Source organism: Streptomyces sp. NRRL WC-3549, from assembly GCF_000721935.1.
In the GTDB taxonomy this organism is placed as follows: Bacteria; Actinomycetota; Actinomycetes; order Streptomycetales; family Streptomycetaceae; genus Streptomyces.
Genome location: NZ_KL585383.1, coordinates 180,538 through 181,161, shown reverse-complemented (window position 1 = coordinate 181,161; position 624 = coordinate 180,538). Strand labels below are relative to the sequence as shown.

Annotated in this window: 1 other annotated feature (only partly in view). The window is 55.9% G+C overall.

Annotated elements, in window-relative coordinates:
- Positions 1-624: a sequence feature (mutual gap in cmsearch alignment for this rRNA model is longer than 100), on the top strand (it extends past both window edges: 857 nt to the left, 2,072 nt to the right).

Here is a 624-nt window from a genome sequence, read left to right as displayed (position 1 = left end):
CAGTCGTGACTGCGTGCCTTTTGAAGAATGAGCCTGCGAGTTAGCGGTGTGTAGCGAGGTTAACCCGTGTGGGGAAGCCGTAGCGAAAGCGAGTCCGAATAGGGCGATTGAGTTGCACGCTCTAGACCCGAAGCGGAGTGATCTAGCCATGGGCAGGTTGAAGCGGAGGTAAGACTTCGTGGAGGACCGAACCCACCAGGGTTGAAAACCTGGGGGATGACCTGTGGTTAGGGGTGAAAGGCCAATCAAACTCCGTGATAGCTGGTTCTCCCCGAAATGCATTTAGGTGCAGCGTCGTGTGTTTCTTGCCGGAGGTAGAGCACTGGATAGGCGATGGGCCCTACCGGGTTACTGACCTTAGCCAAACTCCGAATGCCGGTAAGTGAGAGCACGGCAGTGAGACTGTGGGGGATAAGCTCCATGGTCGAGAGGGAAACAGCCCAGAGCATCGACTAAGGCCCCTAAGCGTACGCTAAGTGGGAAAGGATGTGGAGTCGCAGAGACAACCAGGAGGTTGGCTTAGAAGCAGCCACCCTTGAAAGAGTGCGTAATAGCTCACTGGTCAAGTGATTCCGCGCCGACAATGTAGCGGGGCTCAAGCGTACCGCCGAAGTCGTGTCATTC